Below are 15,141 nucleotides of genomic sequence, written 5' to 3'. Positions count from 1 at the left end.
TCACTCCTCCTCATATGCATCCCGAAAATCAGCGCCGATTTCGCCCAAAAAGCTCGATTCCGCACTCTGAGCGATGTCACGATGGCGTTTCTGGTAAAGCTCCCACAGTTTTGCGCGGCGCCCGCCCGAAAGCACGGTGCCGATCGCGGAACTCGATTTGAGCTCTTTCTCGATCTCGGCCGGGTCAAAACGGTCTATCATTCGTCGCAAGGCGGACTGCACGCCTCGCCAGGCGCGCACATGATGTTGCGCGAGATCGCGGACCGCGTCGGCGATTGCCGCTTCACCGGCCAGAAATCCGGGGCTGCGCTCGGCGATGAGGGTCACGATGGCGTCGTCGACCGTCGGCAGAAATTTTAGCGGATTGACTTCAGAGGCCCCAACCACCGTCTGGGCGACGCGCGCGTTGCCTTTTTCCTCGGCCCGCTTGCGCAGCAGCTGCATCAGACCTTCCATCATCAGCCGATACTCGCGACCGAATTTTTCCATTTCCGCGATGCTGTCGCGTCCGGGAAAATCGGCTTCCTCAACACCCATGCCGCGCAAGAATGCGCTGCGAAGCGCCGTGTTCGCCGGTTGCGCCGCTGCCGGGGAGGGGGCGGGCCTGGGCGCGGCACGTGGCGGAGAAGGGCTAGCTGCCGCGGGCCCAGGCAAATCCCAGGGATTGGCCGGCTGCGGCTCTGGGGCGATGTGTTTGCGTTGACCGGTCGAGCCGGCGCCGTTTCTCAAATCGGGCGACGCGGCCGGCCCGAAACCGAAACCGTCATCGAATTCGGAGGACTTTCTTGAAACGGGCTGGCTTGAAACGGGCTGGCCTGGAACGGGCTCGCTTGCACCGGAAGGTACCGGATCGAAGCTGAATGGGTCTGCGGCGTCCGGCGCACCACGCGGTTCGGAATAGCCAGCGCCATTCGGCGCCGGCGTCGATACCGGGTCGAGGCTGAACGGGTCGTCGAAGGCAGGCGAACTGCGCTGGTTGGCGCGCTCGAACGCTCCTGGAACGGGTTGCTCGAACGGGTTCGGCAGATCGGCGGGACGCGGCCGGCGCGGCTCTTCTTCGACCGTGGCTGAAAAGAAGTCATCGCGGCCGATGCTTACCGGCGCTCGCGATGCCGGCGGTGACGGTTCGGCGAACGATTGTCTGGCCGCTGGTGCCTGAGCGACCGGCGTCTGCAGATCGACGCATACGATGTAGTCGCCCAGCCTCAGCCGCATGCCGTTCTGAAGACGGGCCGACGTGCCAGCGCCGAGCGGGCTGTCGGAATCATTTATGAACAGACCGCTGCTTGATGTGTCGGTGACGAAATATCCATCCGGCCCGCCGGTGATCCTGCAATGGGCGCGTGAAACGAACATGTCGGGATCGTCGATCTGCCAGTCCGCGTCCGCGCTACGGCCGATCACCAGTTCACCCTCGTCCAGCCGGGTCTGCCGTACCGCCTGGGTGCGTGGTCCGTGCTCCAGCGTCAGCAGCAGACTCATGCCGCGACCTCCGCCATTTCCGGCCGCCATCCGACGATCGTCCGCAGCCGCATATCGTCAGCATCGCCCCTTTCAGCGGGCCGCGCAAGCCAGGTGGTTCGGCCGAGCTGTACCGCTCCGATACGGGGCGGCGGCACGGCTTCGCGCGCCAGCACGATCCGCAGATCGACGTCGAGCGATTCCCCGACCATGTCGCGAACCGCCTGCTTGAACAGTTTCAGACGTTGGCCGCCCGGCAGGAACGACTTGAACTCCTCATAGCCGATCGGGCCGACGCGGAGCTCGATCCTGCTTTGGCGGCTGAAAACGCGCGGGCCGATCGTCGCCCCGCGACCCAGCACTGCGTAAGCCTGAGTAAGCCGGGTCTGGAGCGTCGCCGGTATGGTCATCCAGGTGGCAACGAACTCCTTGATCGCGACCGGCACCTTGAACGCTTCCGCCAGGAACAGCGTCAGCCGCTCCGGACCGTCGACCTGGCTGGCGAGCGACGCGGCCTGGCGAAGTTTTACTGCGTCGAGATCGGGATTTTGGGTGCCGGGAAGCCCGGTTCCCGCCATGGCTTCAAGCATGGCCCTGACCCGGCCGCCGACCGCACGTTCGACCTGTACCGCCGGATGCGCGTCCGCCCAGGCCCGATAGTACAGGGCGATCATCCGGTGTTGGAGAATATTGACGAAATCCACGAACGTCGTGTCGACGGTCTGTCGTGCGTCAGCGCCGGTGAACCAGCGCTGCGACAGACGATCGAGCACCCAGCGTGTCAAATGAAGCGGCATCGGGCCTTCCGGTCCCATCAGCCCGAGATTTGCAACGGTGACCCGGGCCGGTGTCCGGTCCTTCCCCGGAGAGTTGTCCTTCGCTTCGCGGAATTCAACCACGTCCCTGGCGGAAAAGCTGAGACGCACATGCTGCCCGAGCCTTGCCGGCTCGCGATCGGCGCGGCCGGAATAGCCGAACAGCCCGCCGCGTTGTTCGAGCCGGCGCAACAGTTCGAAAAAGTCGAACGTATCATCCAGCGCTTCGGCCCGGCCCGGGTCGAGCTTGCCTAGATCAGGTAGCGATTGCCGGGCGTCATCGGCCATGGCACATCCTCCTGCTTCTGCAGCAGCCGCGTGCGGGTCCGCACAAAGCCGTTTATTCCGGCGTGACGGGCAAACAGCCGTGCAAGCAAGGCCGAAAGCAGCAATGTGCTTTGCCCGGCCAGGACCGATTGGTCCACATGCAATGTCACTTCCGTGCCCCGTCCGAAGCACATCGGCCCATCGATCTGCAGCCGTTCGATGACGGAGCGCGAGTCGATGCGAACGATCGAGTGCACGTTGCGAGCCAGGCTCGGATCTCCCCGGTCGGCATAAAGATCGAGCAGCGCATGCAGCGGATCGACACCGCGGCCTTCCTTGGCGAGGCTGAGGAAGTTGAGGGCCAGCTGCGCCACGAGCCGCCATGCGAGATTATCGGCTCGGGATTCGCTTTCGGCGCCCGCGGGCAGCGCCGCCGGGATCGCCGGCTGCGGCGGGCGCAAGGCACCGGTAAGCCGGACCGTTTCGACCGGATCGCCTGTCTCCAGCGTCAGGGTAGGGTTGTCGTCGAGGATCGGCAGATCGCGGTTGGTGCAAAGCGCCATGATGTCGAGACGCTTCAGCGGCCGGTTGGCCGGGCTTCCGGGCGGCCGTGAAACCGAAAGGAAAACGTCGTCTCCGGTGTAAGAAGTGCGGGTCAGTCCGTCGCGCCGTTCATCTTCGGTGGCGCGGCGAGGGCGCCGTTCGGTGGAATAGACCCAGCCGCTGCTGCGGTTTTGCCCCAGGCTGAAGAGTTCTGGAATTTCGGCGTCAGGACCCTCGGCATCGGCGTCCTCGACGCGGGTCACCCGATAGATTTCGAAGTCGCGCGCCCGCGTGCGGTCGGCATGCAGCACTTGCCGCGTTCTGCGGGGATCAAGCTCGATGACGTTGCAGTCACGCTCGAACAGGTTGATGATCGGCGTCGCGAAAAGTTCGAAATCCGCCGGCGTCACATCGGCAAGCTCGGGCACCGGGCGCCGGAACATGAAGATGATCTCGACCCCGGCCTCGCATCGGCGCACGACCGGTTGCAGTCCTGAAACCCGCACGTAGTGAAAGCGCTCGGGCATCATGAAATATTCACGCAGCAGGCGGTAGCCTTCGAAGGTCGGCCGGGTACGCGGCATCAACGCCTCGTCGTCGCTGATGCCGACCATTTCGGGTTCCGGCAACCGCGATAGCGGATTGGCCTTGCCCTCGGCGCGGGCGCCAACGGCCGAGCAGGCGCCGAAAATCGCGTCGAACAGCAATGGCGCCTTGGTGCGCCCGGCAAAATAGAAATCAAGCCGGTCGAGCGCCAGTTCGCCGAGCTTGCCTTTTCCGGTCCGACCCAGCGTGATGCTCAGCGCCGCCTCGCCGCCTGCGCCGCCGATCGGTGTCATGCCGGCCGCCGCCAACCCGCTGCGATCCTGGAAATAGCTGACCGAATTGATGGTTATCGGCCAAAGCGTGATTTCCTGCGCGGTGGTGAATGTGCAGCGCGTCGACAGGCCGGGTTGCAGACTGGACACCAGCCGCGTGTTCCGCTTGATGACATGGCCGGCAATCATCGACTGGACCTGCTGGCCGGGTTTCAGCACTGCCATCGCCGTTGCCGGCGCCGGGGTAACCAGATCGGGGTAAAGGACATCCAGAACGCTGCGTGAAAACCGCGAACGCTCGGCGTCGACTTTCAATCGGGTGCGTGCAGCCAGGAAAGCGACGCCGTCAAGCAGCCGCTCGACATACGGATCCGGGCAGGGGACGGTATCGAGAGATAGATTGCGTGCCACCGCCGGATGCATGTCGGCAAATTCCGCCGCGAGTCCGCGGATATGGGTCAGTTCCTCCTCGTAATATTCTACGAAGACCCGATCCATCTCAGCTTTCCCTGAATTCGGTCCGCGCCAAGCCGTTATCGAGGTTGACTGTCGTGCGCAGGCGCATGCGTTCCGGCGTCGGCGTCATGATCAGCACAGCGTCTATCTCGATCTTCAGGCCCGCACTCTTGTCGCCAAGGGTCACCGCTACCTTGGTTGCGCTTTCCTTGAGACGCGGCTCGAACGTGGCAAGAACCGAGCGGATCTCGCGCGCCAGGGTATCGCGATCAAAGTCGCGCGACGAACGGCCCGAAAACGACGGAACGCCGTAGTTGACCACGCTTCGGCGCACTTCGGGAAAATCGGCCAGCGACGGCGGATTGTCTGCAGCCTGTTCGGTTTCGAAATCGGAAAGCAGCGGAACGGCTTCGAAACGCTCGGTGTTGAACAGGGCCTCGATGTCGCGCCGCACCGCCTCCCTGAGGACACGGGCCGATACGACCACGCCACGGCTTTCGATCTCGGCGCGGTGTTGGGTCTGAAAGCCCAGGCGGTGCAGACGTCGCTTCTGATCGGACGTCAGCTCCGCGTCGGCATCGATAAGCCGCGCGCTGCCGGCAAGCAGCGTGTCCAGCCGGTCGGCGCCCAACTCGTCCTGCAAGGTCTGGCGCAGCCCGTCGATCTCGGAGGTGACGCCCGGCAGATCGTTGACGAGGCGGTCCCAAAGAGAGGGCTGGACCGCCTCGCGTTTCGCCCGCGAACTGCCGGTAACCTGTAGCTTGTCGGCGCCGGGCCGCCGCGCCTCACTTGCCGACATAGACATCCATTTCGATTTCGTCATCCTTGTCATAGACGAACTTGATCTTCTTGTAGGCGAAGCTGACCTCCTCCTCGATCAGGTCTTCCTCGTCCTCGGCCTGCGACATGTCGTATTCCATGATCGAGGCGTCGGTCAGGGTGACGACCAGATAGTCGCTGGTCTCGCCATCGATGGTCCGGCGGGCGGAGAACACCACTTCGTCCAGTGCCTTGTTGTCGAACAGCGCCTTTTTCAGATAGGGCGATGACTTGTCATAATGCTTGGTGAACTTGATCATCCCCAGCGACACGCGACCGCGGCGTGAGAGCGAATTCGGATCGTATGGCGCGATTATCTTATAATCGACCCCGTGGACTTCGATTTCGTCCTCATGGCCGTCTCGAACGCTTGGCCCTTTGATATCCGGAACTTTTAGAAAACCATCAATTTTCACGGGCATTGTCTTCCTCCAGCGTTTTCAAAACAAACAGGATTATGTTGCTGTAAATCAAGCCTTTACGGACGGTAGTTCCGACACCAGACGAAGCGAGGCGTTGATGCCCTCCAACTGGTAATGCGGGCGCAGATAGAAGCGGGCGTTGTAGTAGCCCGGCCGCCCCTCGACGCTGTCCACCTGGACTTCAGCGGCGGCAAGCGGGCGCTTGGCGCGCGCCTTGTCGTCGGCAAAGGCCGGGTTGGCCAGCACGTATCGGTTGATCCACTCGGTCAACCAGATCTGCATGTCCGACCGCTCCTTGAACGACCCTATCTTGTCGCGCGCGATGGCCTTGAGGTAATGCGCAAACCGCGAAACCGGGAACAGATAGGGCAGGTTGGCGCTCAGTCGCTCGTTCGACTGCGCGTCGGGATCGACCAGCCGGCCGGCGCGGGTCTCGTCGTCCTGCAGCGAATGCGCGCCGATGAAAGCCGCCAGATCGGTGTTCTTGCGGTGCAGGATGGGCATCAGGCCGAGCTTGGCCAGTTCCGCCTCGCGCCGGTCGTCGATGGCGACTTCCGTCGGACATTTCATCGCCACCGATCCGTCGTCGGTGGGAAAGGAGTGCACCGGCAGGTTGATGACCGTGCCGCCATTCTCGACGCCGCGGATCTGCGTGCCCCAGCCATAGAGCTTGTGGCTGCGGTTTATGTTCACGCCCATCGGGAAGGCGGCGTTCATCCAGACATATTTGTTGTGGTCGCCCTGGACCTCTTCCTCGAAGGTGAAACCCTTCACCGGAACGGTATCCGTGCCGTAGGGAAGCCGTGCCAGGACACGGGGCATCGTCAGGCCGATATAGCGCGCATCCTCGCTCTCGCGCAGCGATTGCCACGAGGCGTAGGCGGCGTTGGAGACGATCTGCTGCAGGTCCTGCGGGTTCGGCAGTTCCTGCCAGCTGTCCATGCGGAACAGGCGCGGCGAGGCCGCCGCAATGAACGGCGTGTGCGCCGAGGCGCAGACGCCCGAGATGTTGCGCAACAGGCCGACGTCACGCGGATGGTTGGAGAATTCGTAGGCGCCGATCAGGCAGCCGATCGGCTCGCCGCCCAGCATCGAATACTCGTCCGTATAGACCTTCTTGAAGATCGGGCTCTGGTCCCACATCTGGCCTTCATAGTCTTCAAGCGTGTCGGCGAGCTGCTCCTTGGAAATGTTCATCACCCGGATCTTCAGCTTCTGATCCGTCTCGGTGTTGTTGATGAGATACCACAGGCCGCGCCATGTGCCTTCCATTTCGCGCACTTCCGGCGCGTGCAGGATCTCGTTGACCTGCTCCGACAGCATCTTATCGATGCCCGCGATCAGCGACTTGATCGACTTGATCGCGTTGGACGAGATGGTCGTGGTGTCGGATCGCGACTGTGCCGCCAGCGCGAGATTGCGAACGAGCTGCTGCAGCTTCTCGCTGTCGTCCTTCTTGACCTTGAAATCTTTTTCCAGGAGCCCGCTGAATTCTCCGAGATCGATGGTCTCCGCCTCGGCGGCGACGGCTGCGGTCTTTTGCTGTTCGGCCATGACTACACCTCAACCTTGTCTTCGTCCGACAATGCCTGGCTGGCGATTTTGCCAAGAAGCGGCTCGTTGTTCAGAAGCTGCGCTATGCGCTTTTCGGCGTCGACGCGGCCATCCATGAAGCCGAGCAGTTCTTCGAGCTGGCGACGCATCTTGAGGATCTCGGCCAGTTGCGGGACTTGCTCGGCAATCTTGTCCGGGGCGAAATCGCCCATCTTGGTGAAGGTAAGATCGAGTGCCAGCTCTTCATCCCGCTCGGCGCCCTCAGCCTGGGGCAGCGTATTCTTCACGCGGGCTTTGACGCGCGGTCCAAGCGCCTCCATGAAACGCGGGAAGCGGTTCGCGTCGGTCTCGACAAAGGAGCGGTCCAGCACCGACTTCATCGCTTCCTTGGTCTGTGAAGCGCCGGAAAGATCGGCCATCACCCCCATGACGAACGGCAATTCGATCGTCGTCGGGCTGCCATAGGTTTCCACGTCATAGGCGATCTGCACGCGCGGAGCGCGGTTCCGTTCGATGACTTTCGCTTTGCTTTCAGCTGCCATGGCTCGTTACCTTTCATCCTTCTGGGCCGTCTTCTTGGCATCGGGAACGCCGGCAAGCAGCCGGAATTCCTTCAGCCCCGACGGGGCGAGATCTTCCATCAGTTCAACGAAATCCATATGCACCATCCGGCGCACCCGGCGGGCCAGGTGCGGGATCGGGCTCGACGGTTCGGTGCGGTCATAGAAGGCGACGACGAGGTCGAGGCATTTGACGACGTCGTCGCGCGAGGAAATCCGCTCCGGCAGCCCCGTGCTCGGTTCCGCGTAACTCGCCAGACTTGCCATGGTATCGGCTCCATGATCCTTGCGAGCAGCCATTTGACCGTTTCGAGCAGGCATTTCCGGATCTGCAGTCGTGGCGGCTGGCTCGGCCGCGCCGTTCGTCGCCGTTTCGATTGCCGAATTCCGTTCGAGGGTCGACAGCAAACGCTGCAGAAACCGTTTCAATTCCGGAACAGCGGCGCCACCGCCCTGCAGACGGCCGTTGAGAGCCGTCTCGACCGCATCAAGAGCGGTGATCGCCGCATGAGCATCGGCAATGAGCGACATCATCTCCGCATTGGCTTGATCGGCCTGCGCCTTGCACCCGCTATGAACCCGGTTCAGCAGTTGACCGTGCGCGCTGGCCAGCGTTGCCTTTTCCGCCGCATTCAATCCCGAAGCCGCTTCCAGAAGCATCACCCGTTCGTCGAGTGCGGCTTGTTCCAGGTCGCGTCCGCTGATCGGTCCCATAGGGCGCGGCGCGAAGAAAATCATTCGCCGCAAGTCCGCCAGCAGCCCGTCCTGGCCATTCTGGAGGTCGAGCAGGGCGTTGATGCGACGCAAGGCGGCGTCGCGTGGTGAAGCACTGGGCCGCAGGGCCGGGTGCATGGTCTCCCAATGCTGATCGAAGCTCCGCGCAACAAGGGTCAGGCCATGCGCGAGCCCGGCGAGCCGCTGCTCATTGGCCAGCGCGCGCGTGACAATGACGAGCAGGCGCAGATCCCGGCCATGCGCACGCAATTCCTCCGCCTTGTCGAGGACGGCAGGCCAGTCGACCGGAATGGTGCTTTGCGACGAGGGCTGGTTGTGGCCGCCATGGACGACCTTGACCTGCGGCTCGGTGAGACGCTCCAGCTCATGAAAGGCTGGATCGTTGCGCAAATCCTCGCCCGACGGATTTTCACCGTCCAGCGGATTCAGCCAGAGTGCGAGATCGATCACACCATCCCCCGCGCGCGGCTCTTGGGCCGTGCCTGACCCAACGTTACCACACTGCGACACTTTACCACAATTTAGTTGATGCTCAATCTCAATACGCGCCTGCAACCGGCGCGCTGGGCTCGAAAGCGCTAGCGCAATTGTCGAACCCTGTCGGGTGAGTGCATCGCCAAAAGGCGGGGCGTTCGATGGCGTTGCAGCCGATGGCGCCGGCGCCTGGCGGGACGGAGGAAATCGACTGAATCGAACACCCGGACGCCCTGCTCATAAACGCTCTTTGTCAAGTCGCTGCTTATGTGGCAATTTGTTGGCTGGCAGATTGGAGGGGCAAGTTCGATGGAACAGCGCCGGTCGTCGCAGAGCTTTAAACGCAAGGAACTGGTCGGCAAGCTCAATCCCATCTGTTTGCGCGCCTTCAAGGCTGCGGCCGACACCGCCAAGCTGCGCGGCAATCCTTATGTCGAGCTCGTTCACTTCATCGAGCAGCTGGTGCTCTCAGAGCGCTCGGATGTGCAACTGATGTTGGCAGACGCCGGGGTGGATGCGAGCCGGCTCACGGCCGATATGACCCGCGCCGTCGACAAGCTGCCTTACGGCGCCACTTCCATCGAGGAATTTTCCGATCATATCTTTCACGCCATCCAGGAGGCCTGGGGCCTGGCGGGACTGGAATTCAGCGTCGAGGAAGTGCGCAGTGCGCATATTCTGCTCGCCTGCCTGAAGACGCCGGTGCTGGAAGGCCTGCTGTCGAAGATCAGCGGCGAATTCGACAAGATCGATGCGCAGGCCGTTATTGCGCGGTTCGCGGACGTCATGGAGGGTTCGCTCGAAGCCGGCGCCGCGACTGCGGTTGCCGCCGCCGAAACACCGCGGCGGGCTCCGGGCGGGGATTCGGCGCTGGCCAAATATGCCACCGACCTGACCCAGCGCGCCCGCGACGGCAAGATCGATCCGGTGGTCGGGCGCGATCCCGAGATCAGGCAGATCGTCGATATCCTGATGCGGCGCCGGCAAAACAATCCGATCCTGACCGGCGAGGCGGGGGTCGGCAAAACCGCGGTCGTCGAGGGCTTTGCCTTGCGCATTGCCGAGGGCGACGTGCCGCCGACGCTGCAGGGCGTCAGCGTGCGCATGCTTGATGTCGGCCTGATGCAGGCGGGCGCCAGCGTAAAGGGCGAATTCGAAAAACGGTTGAAGGCGGTCATTGACGAGGTGCAATCCTCGGAAACGCCGGTCATCCTCTTCATCGACGAAGCGCACACCTTGATCGGCGCCGGCGGCGCGGCAGGAACCGGTGATGCGGCCAATCTGCTGAAGCCGGCGCTGGCGCGCGGTGAGCTTCGCACCATCGCAGCAACGACCTGGGCCGAATACAAGCAGCACATCGAGAAGGACCCGGCGCTTACCCGTCGCTTCCAGGTCGTCAAGATAGAGGAGCCGTCGGAAGCGGTCGCCGTTCTCATGCTGCGTGGTGTCGCCGGTGTTCTTGAGCAGCATCACAAGGTGCAGATACTCGATGAGGCGATCGAGGCGGCGGTCAGCCTCTCCCACCGCTACATCCCGGCACGGCAACTGCCCGACAAGGCCGTGAGCCTTCTCGACACCGCCTGCGCCCGTGTCGCCATTTCGCAGCACGCCACCCCGGCCGAGGTGGAGGACATCATGCGCCGCCGCCAGGCGCTGGAGGTCGAGGGCGCCATCATCGGCCGCGAGGCAGCGATCGGCATCGACGTGGCCGACCGGCAGGCTCGGGTCGAAACCGGGCTTGCCGAGACCGAACTCACGCTTGCTGCCGCGCAGCAACGCTGGGATCGGGAAAAGGCGCTGGTTGGCGAGATACTCGAACTGCGCGCCAGGCTGCGCGGCGAGGGTGTGCCGCTCGACGCCGTGGAGCCTTCGGGGGCGGTGGCCGAAACCGCAGGCGCCGATGTATCTGAGATCAAAGCGCCCGAACCCGATGCGCCCGATGCGCCCGAAACCGATGCGGAAGCAACGGCCACTGCCGATCCTTCTCCACCCGATCCGGCTGCCGATCTCGCGCGGCTGCGCGAGCTGATGGCCGAACTCGCAGAAGCGCAGGGCGAGACGCCGCTGATCCTGCCGTCGGTCGACCGCAACGCCGTGGCGGCGGTGGTGCAGGACTGGACCGGCATCCCGACTGGCCGGATGCTGTCGAGCCAGACCGAAAAGGCGCTGCGGCTCGCCGTCACGCTGTCCGAGCGCGTGGTCGGTCAGGATCACGCCATGGAAATGATTGCCAAGCGCGTGCAGACTAGCCGCGCCGGGCTCGGCGCGCCCGAAAAGCCGGTGGGGGTGTTTCTGCTCTGCGGTCCCTCGGGCGTCGGCAAGACCGAAACCGCGCTGGCCCTGGCCGAGACGCTCTATGGCGGCGAGCAGAACCTCATTTCGATCAATATGTCCGAGTTCCAGGAGGCGCACACGGTCTCTACCTTGAAGGGCGCGCCACCCGGATATGTCGGCTACGGCAAGGGCGGCATCCTCACCGAGGCGGTCCGGCGCAAGCCCTATTCGGTGATCCTGCTTGACGAGGTCGAGAAGGCGCATCCGGACGTGCACGAAATCTTCTTCCAGGTCTTCGACAAGGGAATGATGGACGACAGTGAAGGCCGGCGGATCGATTTCAAGAACACGCTGATCCTGCTCACCTCGAACGTTGGTTCCGAAGTCATCATGGACCGGACCAGCAGCGGCACGGTGCGGGCGGGGCTCGACGATCTCGACACAGCACTGCGCGCCCCGCTGCTGAAGGTTTTCCCAGCGGCCTTTCTTGGCCGGGTGGTGACCATCCCTTACTACCCGCTCTCGGACATGATGATCGAAGCGATCACCCGCCATCAGTTCGCCAAGATCGCCCGCCGCCTGCGCTCGAGCAACGATGCCGAGTTGGTGATCGGTGACGGTGTCATGGATCTGGTCAAAGCCCGCTGCACCGAGATCGAATCCGGCGGGCGAATGATCGACGCCATTTTGACTAACACGCTTCTGCCGGAGTTGAGCCGTGGCGTTCTGAACCGGTCGCTCGAGGGCGAAAAGATGACGAAGGTGACGGTCGGAGCCTCCGAAGGAGGTTTCACCTATTCCTTCGAATAGCTGAGCTGCAATCTGTGGTTAACCGGCGCCGTAGCACCGCTCAGGGTTGATCCGCCGCATTTTGCGCCCGAGCACCAGAGCCAATTTGGCGTGGTTTCGCGCGTCGGTTGCATCCTGGCCCCAGACACGCTACTATACCCTCTCGCGTTCCCGGGGGGGAAGGTGGATGAGCATCGTCCATAGGGTCGGTCCAGTTCTAGATCAGGCGATTGCCGCAGTCCTCAACAGGGCCGGCTATGGCGATACCGTCTCGGTCAAAGCGGCATTAAACCAGGTTCGGCAGGCTGCACCTGGTTTGGTCGCATCCAATGACGATCTGACCGAAGCCATTCTCGAAGTCGCTGCTGCCCTGGGCCTGTTGGTGGCTTTCGATGAGCACGAGCAGTATCCGCTCAATCCCGCTTAGTTATCCGATCACCGCTCGAAAGATCTAATGCATGTCGCGTAAGCGGTTTTGCGATAACAACATGCATAAAACAAGAACTTAGCGTCACATGAATCCATTCAGCCGAGACGCGCTTTAGCGAGATAATCCGGCCCCTCATGGAACCCTTTGGCAATCGACGAGTTGCGTTCAAAGCTGAAGGTGACCGTCATGGCAACCAGAGAGAGCGATCGTGGCTTCCGAGAACTGGTCCGTTCGGAAGACAATCGTCGGAGCCTACGCAAGCGATTAGGACTGGAAGGCGATCCAACTCTGTCGCCGAGGCTTCTCGCATTAGCTCTGAAGCTTCAGAAGGAGCTTGACCGGCGAGAGCAAGAACTGGCTGACGAGAACCCTCCATCACCCTGAAGTCACAGCACTCATTCCGGTGACCGTAGGTGACGCGTGAGAGAGCGGGCCGTAAGACCCCTGCCGACGCCGTTCGCGAATTGATCGGCGCCCAAGACAATCGTCGTCACGTACACACGCTGTTGGGGAAGCAACAGCTTGCAGGTGCGACGAATATTTCTCGTTTTACCGTCCGGCATCATTCCACCGTCCTCGCGGGCCTACGCGTAGCGGTCGTGGCGGCGCACCCAGTCCATTCCCTCAGCTTCGTTGCGCCCCCTTGGCATGAGGTCGAGCATGGCGTAGGTGCCCATCATCACCTCTACACCGCGGCCGAAGGTGGAGTACGTGTGAAACACGGTGCCAGCCTCATCCTTGTAGAAGGCGCTCAGGCCAGGCCATTCCTCGCCGGTGTCCCGCCATTCGCCGTAGTTGTAGTCGATGTGCCCGCTGGCGACCTCTTCGGGCGTGAAACTGACCCGGAAATCGTAGTTGAACGGACTGCCGTTCGAGGACACCCATCGGAACTGCCAGCCCATACGTCTGCGGTAGCGCTCAATATCGGCAAGCGGCGCGCGCGAGACGGCGATCATGGTTACATCGTGATGCGCCAGATGCTTGTTCATGCCGTCGGTGTGATCAGCCATGAACGAGCAACTCGGGCAGCCTTCCTTCCATCCCGGCGCGAACATGAAATGTTGCACGAGAAGTTGCGAGCGGCCGTCGAAGAGATCGGCGAGCGCACGCGGACCATCCGACGTGTCAAACACGTATTCCTTGTCGATCCGCACCCAGGGCAAGGCGAGCCGCTCGCGTGCGACCTTGTCGCGAAGCTGCGTGAGTTCCTTCTCCGCTCGCAGGAGGTCCCGGCGGGCGGTCAGCCAGTTATCGCGTGAAACAACAGCGTGTTGCATTGTCAGTCTCCTTGGGTTTGGGCGACGGAAGTGTTGCAGTGCTGCGAACGGGCGGAAAACAGCTTCAGCCACGGCGATACGTGAAAGAGGCTCATCAGCAGGTACATCAGGGCCATGTCGTTGATCGGCATGAAAGGCGGGGCGGCAGAGCACATGGTCATGCTCGAGCCGACAGTAGAAATCCAGGCCATCAGGGCAAAGGTCGGTGCGGCGGCGAGCCCGAGCCAGCGGGCAAAACCGACCGCCTGCCCGAGCAACGAAGTGGCTTTCTCTTTTGCTGCAAACATCGTCATTTCCGGTCCTGCGGTCGAATTCGCCGTTTCCACGGTTTCGATAAAAAGACGCTATCTCGGGCAGCCGGAGAGGTGAGAGTTACAAGTGTGACGGGATTTCAATGTGGGGCTGCAAACGGACCTGCAGCAATCGCCTACCGCAATAATCGGGAGCGCGCATTTAGCCCTCAATCCAACGCATTTTCACCGCGTCCTGGCCGACACGGAAACGAGTGAGACAACTCCCGGTTGTTGGCAGGGTTGACCCAATGCGGTCATTCAGCGCGAGCGTCGCTTGCTGGAACTGCGTCAGTCGGTCGGAGGCCAATGGTGTTTCTAATGGAACGCTAATATACATGGGCGCTCGAACGAGCAGCGCCTGCCAAATACCTGGGGGAACGCCATGCGAAGCCTCGTCTTCACGATGTGTATCGCCACCGCAACTGCCGCCAGCGCCCATGATTGGTACGAGGACAGGATCGACCCACTGACGAAATTCAAGTGTTGCGGTGGCTCTGATTGCCGCGCCATACCTCGGTCGTCGGTACGGTCCAGGATAGACGGTGGTTACACTTACTTGCCGCATAATTTCAACATCCCACGGGACCGTGTGCAGGAATCGCCGGACGGCCAATACCACATCTGCGAGAGTACCTACGTCGTCACTAATCAGCTGTATTGGCGTTGCTTTTTCGCACCTCGCGCAAATGTCTCTCTAATTCTCCCACATTAAGATACTGCCTGAATTCCTTGCCGCCCGGACAAGTGGAGCTGGACCAGTCCCAGCGCTTCGGCCGGAGAAGCAGCTGTTGTGATCGATCATCCGGGGAACATTTTCGTCAACCTTCTATTAAGCAGAGAAGCTGGTTTGGAGCAGATCAATGGGCATTTTTTCCGACCTTGATAAGAAATTGACGGAAAATCTCTACGCGCACGGCAACGACCTCGTCGATCCTGCTGCGGATCTTCCCGAGAGCGTCGAGGAACGGGTCGAACTCTTGATGCCGTTCGTTCGGCCCGAGGCTCGCGAGTTGGTCCGCTCGCAAATCCTTGGTCTCATTCATGAGTACAGGAATGAGGATTCCGCCCCATCGCGTTAGAGACCGTGGTCATGCGGTCATCAGCAACCCTGAGCAACTGGACGTGTGCTTTCGCAGCGCCGGAAAAACATCGAT

The 15,141-nt window shown here is 62.1% G+C and carries 13 protein-coding genes; 3 read left to right on the top strand and 10 right to left on the bottom strand.

Features of this window, described 5'->3' with window-relative positions:
* Genes tagH through tssA form a run of 8 tightly spaced genes read right to left on the bottom strand, consistent with a single transcriptional unit; the run spans nucleotide 1 to nucleotide 8,900 of the window.
* Nucleotides 1-1,482 carry a type VI secretion system-associated FHA domain protein TagH gene (gene tagH, locus AC0L17_RS26485; protein WP_473517972.1) on the bottom strand — a complete coding sequence of 494 codons (1,482 nt, stop codon included), beginning with the start codon at nucleotides 1,480-1,482 and terminating at the stop codon, nucleotides 1-3.
* Nucleotides 1,479-2,564, bottom strand: coding sequence for a type VI secretion system baseplate subunit TssG (tssG, locus tag AC0L17_RS26480; RefSeq protein ID WP_473517971.1), 1,086 nt, complete (start codon nucleotides 2,562-2,564; stop codon nucleotides 1,479-1,481). The genes tagH and tssG overlap by 4 nt, the downstream gene beginning before the upstream one ends.
* A complete protein-coding gene (gene tssF, locus AC0L17_RS26475; RefSeq protein ID WP_473517970.1) occupies nucleotides 2,528-4,402 on the bottom strand; it encodes a type VI secretion system baseplate subunit TssF in 1,875 nt (624 codons plus the stop codon). The genes tssG and tssF overlap by 37 nt, the downstream gene beginning before the upstream one ends.
* A 1-nt stretch (nucleotide 4,403) precedes the next feature.
* Nucleotides 4,404-5,159 (bottom strand): type VI secretion system baseplate subunit TssE, encoded by a 756-nt coding sequence (gene tssE, locus AC0L17_RS26470; RefSeq protein ID WP_473517985.1) that lies wholly within the window; start codon nucleotides 5,157-5,159, stop codon nucleotides 4,404-4,406.
* Nucleotides 5,146-5,601: an Hcp family type VI secretion system effector gene (locus AC0L17_RS26465; RefSeq protein ID WP_023801311.1), complete on the bottom strand. Its 456-nt coding sequence runs from the start codon at nucleotides 5,599-5,601 to the stop codon at nucleotides 5,146-5,148. Before AC0L17_RS26465 ends, tssE begins: the two co-directional genes overlap by 14 nt.
* 48 nt (nucleotides 5,602-5,649) lie before the next feature.
* A complete protein-coding gene (gene tssC, locus AC0L17_RS26460) occupies nucleotides 5,650-7,155 on the bottom strand; it encodes a type VI secretion system contractile sheath large subunit (protein WP_236378436.1) in 1,506 nt (501 codons plus the stop codon).
* Between the two features lie 2 nt (nucleotides 7,156-7,157).
* Nucleotides 7,158-7,697, bottom strand: a complete 540-nt coding sequence (gene tssB, locus AC0L17_RS26455) for a type VI secretion system contractile sheath small subunit (protein WP_027154109.1) — start codon at nucleotides 7,695-7,697, stop codon at nucleotides 7,158-7,160.
* 6 nt (nucleotides 7,698-7,703) lie between these two features.
* Nucleotides 7,704-8,900, bottom strand: a complete 1,197-nt coding sequence (gene tssA, locus AC0L17_RS26450) for a type VI secretion system protein TssA (protein WP_473517984.1) — start codon at nucleotides 8,898-8,900, stop codon at nucleotides 7,704-7,706.
* A gap of 333 nt (nucleotides 8,901-9,233) precedes the next feature.
* On the opposite strand from tssA, the gene tssH reads away from it, so the two are divergent.
* Nucleotides 9,234-12,008, top strand: coding sequence for a type VI secretion system ATPase TssH (tssH, locus tag AC0L17_RS26445; protein WP_473517969.1), 2,775 nt, complete (start codon nucleotides 9,234-9,236; stop codon nucleotides 12,006-12,008).
* Between the two features lie 166 nt (nucleotides 12,009-12,174).
* Entirely contained in the window at nucleotides 12,175-12,414 is a 240-nt protein-coding gene (locus tag AC0L17_RS26440; RefSeq protein WP_023801316.1) for a hypothetical protein, read from the top strand.
* Between the two features lie 587 nt (nucleotides 12,415-13,001).
* Here the strand turns inward: AC0L17_RS26440 and AC0L17_RS26435 are convergent.
* Entirely contained in the window at nucleotides 13,002-13,694 is a 693-nt protein-coding gene (locus AC0L17_RS26435) for a DUF899 domain-containing protein (protein WP_473517968.1), read from the bottom strand.
* A gap of 2 nt (nucleotides 13,695-13,696) precedes the next feature.
* Nucleotides 13,697-13,987, bottom strand: a complete 291-nt coding sequence (locus AC0L17_RS26430) for a hypothetical protein (protein WP_473491532.1) — start codon at nucleotides 13,985-13,987, stop codon at nucleotides 13,697-13,699.
* Between the two features lie 860 nt (nucleotides 13,988-14,847).
* On the opposite strand from AC0L17_RS26430, the gene AC0L17_RS26425 reads away from it, so the two are divergent.
* Nucleotides 14,848-15,066: a hypothetical protein gene (locus AC0L17_RS26425; RefSeq protein WP_473517967.1), complete on the top strand. Its 219-nt coding sequence runs from the start codon at nucleotides 14,848-14,850 to the stop codon at nucleotides 15,064-15,066.
* Nucleotides 15,067-15,141: the final 75 nt, after the last annotated feature.

The sequence above is a fragment of the Mesorhizobium sp. WSM4829 genome, from assembly GCF_055811475.1.
Note: the sequence above shows the minus strand (reverse complement) of the source record. Positions and strands in the feature narration are given on the sequence as shown.